4 protein-coding genes are annotated in these 5,887 nt (G+C 53.5%); all 4 read right to left on the bottom strand.

The genetic code is table 11. The features are described 5' to 3' along the window. Positions 1 to 111: 111 nt before the first annotated feature. Positions 112 to 660: a hypothetical protein gene (locus VB741_RS14530; protein WP_323365904.1), complete on the bottom strand. Its 549-nt coding sequence runs from the start codon at positions 658 to 660 to the stop codon at positions 112 to 114. Positions 661 to 708: 48 nt separating this feature from the next. Beyond that, entirely contained in the window at positions 709 to 4,494 is a 3,786-nt protein-coding gene (locus tag VB741_RS14525) for a hydantoinase B/oxoprolinase family protein (protein ID WP_323365903.1), read from the bottom strand. Between the two features lie 268 nt (positions 4,495 to 4,762). Further along, positions 4,763 to 4,894, bottom strand: coding sequence for a hypothetical protein (locus VB741_RS14520; protein WP_323365902.1), 132 nt, complete (start codon positions 4,892 to 4,894; stop codon positions 4,763 to 4,765). 175 nt (positions 4,895 to 5,069) lie between these two features. Continuing rightward, positions 5,070 to 5,858 (bottom strand): hypothetical protein, encoded by a 789-nt coding sequence (locus tag VB741_RS14515; RefSeq protein WP_323365901.1) that lies wholly within the window; start codon positions 5,856 to 5,858, stop codon positions 5,070 to 5,072. Positions 5,859 to 5,887: the final 29 nt, after the last annotated feature.

Genomic DNA, 5,887 nt, shown 5'->3' with positions numbered 1-5,887 from the left:
CACCAAATCGGCGCTTAAACTTTTGGCCGCTCAGGGTTTGGGTTGCTTCGTAGTTCATCTGCCTGACATGGAAACAGTGAACTAAAACCCTCTAATATACCATGAAATCTATTATGCAAGAGGTCTAGTGGAAGCCCCCCCATAACGTCGATAAACATTTAAAACACCCTCATGGAAGAGTTCACGCACCCTATCTTCATCTGAACCCCTGAGCAAATATTGGCTGGAAAATTCTGGATGAGAGTCAAAGTCGATATCTTTATAGCCAAACAGGTTGCCGATTTTATGAAAGGCGTTTTCAGATGTCAGCAAAAAGCTAGGCAGGTTTAGCTGGTCCGATTCGATAAAAACAACCGTTTGACTATGGGTGTTTTTACTTTTCTTGCTACCGGTGGTGTATCTATATTCACCGATGGAGACCCTGGCATCGTTCTGGATACCTTGGATCAGATTTTTCAGCCTCCGGCGACGCCCTTTGTTAAAGAGGTCGAATTGCCAAATGGTATGGGGCAGATGAGCTTGGGGATGTTCTCGATAGTCGAACCCCAGGGTATAGGCTAGTTGCTTGATCGCCTCGGTCCGTTTGCGGTCAAGGACGATGCTGATGACGATGATCACTACAGTGAGTGCAATAAATAAGACAACTATCCAACCGTCCATGGCCACATCTCCTAATCGATTCGGGGCTCAGCAATACCTGCCCGATAATTATGCTTCCGATTTATTCATCCCCATTCCAGACGGCGGTCCCCACCCTCCACCCCCTGGGGTGGCAATCATGAAAACATCATCCACACCCATAGCCACCTCCCCATTGCTGCCCATGGTTTCCGTTTGACCATTGGCCCGCCGAATCCTATTGCTGCCGCACTGACCCGGTGCACCTTGGTGGAGGCCAAAGGGCGCTACCTGGCGATGGCCTGAAATAATGGCGGCGGTCATTGCTGCCCGGAATCGAAGACACCGAACGACACCATTGCCCCCCGGATATGTACCCGTTCCACCACTATGGGGACGGATAGAAAAATCCTCCACCAGGACCGGGAATCGCCATTCCAGCACCTCAGGATCCGTCAGGCGAGAGTTTGTCATGTGGGTTTGGACCGCATCGGTGCCAGCAAACCCTGGCCCCGCCCCAGAACCACCACAGATGGTCTCGTAATACTGATATTGGTCATTGCCAAAGGTGACATTGTTCATGGTGCCTTGGCTAGCGGCCATGGTGCCGAGGGCACCGTAGAGGGCATTGGTCACCGCTTGGGAGGTTTCCACATTCCCCGCTACCACAGCGGCGGGATAGCGGGGGTTGAGCAGGCAGCCCTCCGGCACAATAATTTCCAGGGGCTGGAGACAACCGGCATTGAGCGGTATATCGTCATCCACCAGGGTGCGGAAAACATAGAGGACGGCGGCTTTGCAGACGGCTAGGGGCGCATTGAAATTGTTGTCTTGCTGGGGAGATGTGCCGGTAAAATCAATTCGGGCAGAACGTGCCGCTGGCTTAATGGCAATGGTGAGATGAATATGGGTGCCATTGTCTGTGGTGTAGGTAAACTCCCCATCGGAAAGCACGTCAATCACCCGACGAACGGCTTCGGCGGCATTATCTTGCACATGCTGCATATAGGCCTGAACTTGGTCTAACCCATAGTGGGTAACCATGCGTCGCAGCTCCTGCACCCCTCGCCCATTGGCCGCTATCTGGGCCTGGAGATCGGCCAAGTTTTGGGCCAGGTTACGCACAGGATAGGGGCCGGACTGCAACAGTTTTGCGATCGCTGCTTCGCAAAACTCTCCTTGCCCTACCAGTTTGACATTGTTGATCAGGATACCTTCCTGGTCAATGGTTGTGCTGTGGGGGGGCATGGACCCTGGGGTGATGCCGCCAATGTCAGCATGATGCCCCCGAGAAGCAACAAAGAAGATCGGCCCATGGGGAGGTTGGGCACGGTGCACCACGGCGGCTTCCCCCCATTCCGAACCCATAAATACAGGGGTCATCACCGTAATATCAGGCAGGTGTGTTCCCCCGTTATAGGGATTATTAGAGACGTAAACATCACCGGGTTGGATGGTTTCTCCCTTCTCCTGAATCAAACTGAGGACACTTTCCCCCATGGAACCCAGGTGTACGGGAATGTGGGGCGCATTTGCTACCAGATGTCCCTGATGATCAAAAATGGCACAGGAGAAATCTAACCGTTCTTTGATGTTGACGGAATAGCTAGTGTTTTGGAGAGTGATGCCCATTTCCTCGGCGGCAGAGCGGAAGAGATTGTTGAATATCTCTAGTTTGACTGGGTCCGGTTTGCCATAGGTCTTGGTCTGGTCTGCGGTCTGATTGCCTAAGGCTTTTGATTTAGGTTGGTATGTGAGGATCAGGTGATTTTGTGAATTCAGTTGGCCAGACCAGTCAGGCTCAATCACATTAGTGCCCGTCGGTTCAATAATTAAAGCGGGTCCTTCGATAATGTCATTGGGTAGGAGATCGGTCCGCTGATATACCGGGCTGTCATGCCATTGTCCTTTGGTATAGATGGGGACTGTGGTGATGGCGGTGAGGGGCGTAGTACGTTGCTGGGTAATTTGGGGCTCGTCGATGGCGGTGCTCTGTCCAATGGTTTCTACGGAAACGGCTTCTACCATGAGAGCTTTGTGGGCCATGGTAAATCCGTATTGTTGTTGATAAATCTGTTCAAACTGAGCCTTCATCTCAGCCAGGGTGCCAAAGGAGACAATCAGGGCTGAGTCAGTGCCGCTATAGCGGAGGTGAACCTTTTGCAGGGTGGTGATTTTCTTGGGAACAACACCCTGGGCAATCATTTCCTGCTTGCCAGCCGTGGCTAAGTTGGCTAGTTTTTCGGTGAGCAAAGGCAGGGTTTCCTCGGTGAGGGTGGCCTCAATGGCGTTTTCTTTGAGGATGCGCAGGTCGGCGAGGCCAATGCCGTAGGCGGATAGCACGCCTGCAAAGGGATGGAGAAAGATTTGTTCCATGCCCAAGGCTTCGGCAATCAGGCAGGCGTGTTGACCACCGGCTCCACCAAAACTGCAGAGGGTGTATTCGCTGACGTCGTATCCTCGCTGAATGGAGATCTTTTTGATGGCGCTGGCCATTTTCTCGATGGCAATGGCGAGAAATCCAGCGGCGACGTCTTCTGGTGGTTGATGGGTACCTGTCTGTTGATTTACCTGCTGCCCTAAGGCTTGAAATCCCTCGGTGACAGCGGTCTGATCCAACGGCAGATTCCGTTCTGGTCCAAATACGGCGGGAAAGAACCCAGGCTGTAGTTTGCCTAGCATGACATTGCAGTCGGTGACCGTCAGCGGCCCACCTTGGCGGTAGCAGGTGGGTCCGGGGTATGCCCCGGCGGATGCTGGTCCGACGCGATAGCGGGCACCATCAAATTGCAGGATGGAGCCGCCACCGGCGGCGACGGTGTGGATGGCCATCATGGGGGCCCGGAGGCGGATGCCTGCGACTTCGGTTTCAAAGGTGCGTTCGTAGTCCCCGCCGCCGATGTCGCCGTTGTAGTGGGAGACGTCGGTGGAGGTGCCCCCCATGTCGAAGCCGATGATTTTGTTGAATCCGGCACTGGCTGCGGTTTTGACTGCGCCAACGATGCCTCCGGCCGGACCGGAGAGAATGCTGTCTTTGCCCTGGAAGCGATGGGCGTCGGTGAGGCCACCGTTGGATTGCATGAACATGAGGCGGACCTCACTCCCTAGCCCCCTCTCCTCAGGCAGGGGGGGGATGGGAGAAGAGGGGATGAGGGAGGTTTCGATTTGGTTGACGTAGCGGCGGAGGATGGGGGACAGGTAGGCGTCGACGACGGTGGTGTCGCCTCGGCTGATGAGTTTCATTAGGGGGCTGACTTGGTGGGAGATGGAGATTTGGGTGAAGCCAATACGTTTGGCAATATGGGCGACTTTGAGTTCATGCTCTGGGTAGCGGTAGGCGTGGAGGAGTGCGATCGCACATCCCCTTACCCCCTGCGCAAACACCCGCTCCAACTCATCCACCCATGGCCCCGTTTCATCTATGGGCATCAGCACCTCACCCTGGGCACTGTAACGCTCCGGCACCTCAATCACTTGGTCATAGAGCATCTCCGGTAGCTGAATATGCCGGGCAAAAATATCAGGTCGATTTTGATAGCCAATCCGCAGAGAGTCCTTAAACCCCTTAGTAATCAGCAGGACTGTAGGATCTCCCTTGCGTTCCAGCAACGCATTAGTCGCCACTGTCGTACCCATTTTGACCACCTCGATCTGGTCAGCCGGTATGGGCTGGTCAGGGCTCAAACCCAGAATGTCCCGAATTCCTTGGATTGGAGCATCGCCATATTGACCGGGATTCTCCGACAGTAGCTTATGCACCTGTAGTTGACCATCGGGACGGCGAGCCACAATATCCGTAAAGGTGCCGCCGCGATCAATCCAAAACTGCCATTGCCGATGGGAGCCGCTAGAAAGGTGGAGTGAAGGGTCAGTCATGGAGCCAAGGGGATTTGGGGCTGGTGCAGTTTAATCTAGCAAATTACTAACGAGTGCCACCTATCGTCTAACACCTACTATCTCGCAATACTTAACGAGTGCCACCTTCCGTCTAGCACCAACTATCTCGCCATACCTAACGAGTGCCACCTTCCGTCTAGCACCAACTATCTCGCCATACCTAACGAGTGCCACCTATCGTCTAGCACCAACTATCTCGCCATACCTAACGAGTGCCATCTATCGTCTAACACCTACTATCTACCAACTAACGAGTGCCACCACTCAATCGTCGCTGGGGCACACCGGGCGGGTCCGGTTGAAACGAGCGCTTGGTAGATAGTTCCTGACATGTGACCTGTGCTGAGGCATCCATTGACGATGCAACGGCATCTACCATAAGTAAATTCGGTACTAGTATGAGGCTTAGGACCAAGCTCCGTAGCAGACTACCCATGGTGATGTCCAGACGAATGATGTCATTAAGGCTCCCATCGGCAGCCTTAATGACCTATCGGCCAGGGGCAGAAAAATACGGCAAAATACGGCAAACGATTTACAAAACTTCAGCGCAATTACTGAATACCAATAGTCAAATCGTAGGAAGCATTTCCACGGGTTCCTCCGACGATCACATGATAGTCCCCCGTATCGGGTAACACGATTGTTTCATTCCTCGCTTCTTGGGCCAGGATATCGCCACTGGGGGAAACCAAATGAAAGACCGCATTGTCTTCTGTGGAGGTAATGGACAGGTTCATTTTCTGACCGCCGCTGGCCCTTAAATCGTATACATCCTGATGCCCTCGAACCACACCATTGCTGACTGTGGCCGAACTTTTCCCGGCAGCAAATGAAACTTCCTTGCGATGGACAGCAGTCGCGTGTTCTATTAGGCCACTCGCTTCCAAGCCGCTGCCCTTCTTAGAGACAGGATCGGCGGTCCCCTGAATACCAATAGTCAAATCGTAGGAAGCATTTCCACGGGTTCCTCCGACGATCACATGATAGTCTCCCGTATCGGGTAACACGAGCGTTTCATTCTTCGCTTCTTTGGCCAGGATATCGCCATTGGGGGAAACCACAGTAAAGACCGCATTGTCTTCTTCGGAGGTAATGGACAGGACCATTTGCTGACCGCCGCTGGCCCCTAAATCGTATACATCCAGCTCCCCGCGAATCACACCATTGCTGGCTTTGGCCGAACTTTCCCCGGCAGCAAATGAAACTTTCTGGCGCTGGCGTACAGTCGCGTCGACTAATAGACCACGGGCGTAACCGGTCTCGCGCTCTAACTCAAGCAAACAGGGGCCAATCGACTGCACCGAGTAGGTTTCGGTGTGGATAAAGGCGTTCAGTTTCATGCTGAATGCGAAAATGAGTAAACGCTTGC

The organism is Leptothoe sp. PORK10 BA2 (assembly GCF_034932105.1).
Lineage (GTDB): Bacteria > Cyanobacteriota > Cyanobacteriia > Phormidesmidales > Phormidesmidaceae > Leptothoe.
This window is presented reverse-complemented; position numbering and strand designations above follow the sequence as displayed.